This window comes from Acinetobacter sp. HA, from assembly GCF_000264725.1.
Lineage (GTDB): Bacteria > Pseudomonadota > Gammaproteobacteria > Pseudomonadales > Moraxellaceae > Acinetobacter > Acinetobacter schindleri.
In genome coordinates this window covers 1-1,690 of sequence record NZ_AJXD01000065.1, presented here as the reverse complement: position 1 = coordinate 1,690, position 1,690 = coordinate 1, and the positions used below count along the sequence as shown (strand labels likewise).

Here is a 1,690-nt window from a genome sequence, read left to right as displayed (position 1 = left end):
TTTTTGATTTATGAAAGAGATCTATTAATGAATTTGCTAATTTTATAAAAACATATCTTAAAACTTTATGAAAAATAATGCTTAGGTTAAGATGAGCCATCATTTGTAAAAGCATTCTAGAAGACCTATGCAACCATTTGTTCTATATAACTCAGAGCAACGTAAAAAAGTAGAATTTGTGCCTCGTAAAGAAGGTCAGATTGATTTGTATGTTTGTGGGATGACGGTCTATGACTACTGTCATATCGGACATGCACGTACAGTGGTTGCATTCGACTATATTATCCGTTTCCTGCGCAGTCAGGGCTGGCAGGTGAAATACGTCCGTAATATCACCGATATTGACGATAAAATCATTAAACGTGCCAATGAAAATGGTGAAAGCATTTCATCACTGACCAGCCGTTTTATTGATGCGATGAATGAAGACTTTGCCAAGTTAGGCTGTCTTGCACCAGATGCTGCACCAAAAGCCACCGACTATATCGATCAAATGCAAAATATGATTGATACACTAGTCAATAATGGCACAGCATATCCAGCCAATAATGGGGATGTGTATTTCGAAGTTGAAAAATTTGCCAAATATGGTCGTCTTTCAGGTCGTAAGCTAGAAGATATGCAAGCCGGTGCTTCTGAGCGTGTTGACGTTGAAGTTGAGAAAAAACACCCGTTTGACTTTGTGCTGTGGAAACATGCAAAAGAAAATGAACCTTCTTGGGCTTCACCATGGGGCAATGGTCGTCCAGGCTGGCATATTGAATGCTCTGCGATGTCAACTTGCTGCCTCGGCAACCATTTTGATATTCATGGTGGTGGTGCTGACTTAAGCTTCCCTCATCATGAAAACGAGATTGCACAATCTGAAGCAGCGACAGGTGAACAATATGTGAACTACTGGATGCATGCCGGCTTCATTAATGTCGATGGCGAAAAGATGTCGAAGTCTTTAGGTAACTTCTTCACTATTCGCGATGTGATTGAAAAATTCCATCCAGAAGTAGTGCGTTACTTTATCGTCTCTTCACACTATCGCAGCCCAGTGAACTATTCTGATGTAGCATTAAAAGAAGCGAAAAATACGCTGATGCGTTTCTATCATTCCTTTAAAGCTTATCAAGCGGTATATGGCGAGCAAATGGTTGAAACACTAGATCAAAGTTTTGTTGAGCGTTTCAATGCAGCCATGTGTGATGACTTTAATACCCCAGAAGCCATTGCTGTATTGTTTGAATTGAATAAAGAGCTAAACCGTGCAGTAAAAGATCAGAATCAGGAACAGGCCGCTGTTTATTATTCTACTTTGCGTCATCTCACCAATATTCTGGGTCTGGTACAGCACAATGTCGACGAATTCTTGAAGTCTGATATTGGTCAGGAAGCGTTAGGCTTGTCTGAAGCGCAGATTGAAGACCTGATCCAGCAACGTAAGGATGCCAAGAAAGAGAAAAATTTTGCTCGTGCCGATGAAATCCGCCAGTCCTTATTGGACCAAGGGGTGGTACTGGAAGATACGCGTCAAGGTACGGTATGGCGTCGTGCTGATTAATTCAGCAGTTGAGTCGGTAGAGAGTTGACAGTTAGCGGAAACTCTTTATAATCCACTCCCATATTGCGGGAATAGCTCAGTTGGTAGAGCACAACCTTGCCAAGGTTGGGGTCGCGAGTTCGAGTCTCGTTTCCCGCTCCA

The 1,690-nt window shown here is 41.9% G+C and carries 1 protein-coding gene and 1 tRNA gene; both read left to right on the top strand.

Annotated features, from left to right (window positions below; all coding sequences use genetic code 11):
* The first annotated feature begins 127 nt into the window (after positions 1 to 127).
* Positions 128 to 1,549 carry a cysteine--tRNA ligase gene (gene cysS / locus HADU_RS10755; RefSeq protein WP_008306282.1) on the top strand — a complete coding sequence of 474 codons (1,422 nt, stop codon included), beginning with the start codon at positions 128 to 130 and terminating at the stop codon, positions 1,547 to 1,549.
* A gap of 65 nt (positions 1,550 to 1,614) precedes the next feature.
* A tRNA-Gly gene (locus HADU_RS10750) sits at positions 1,615 to 1,690 on the top strand.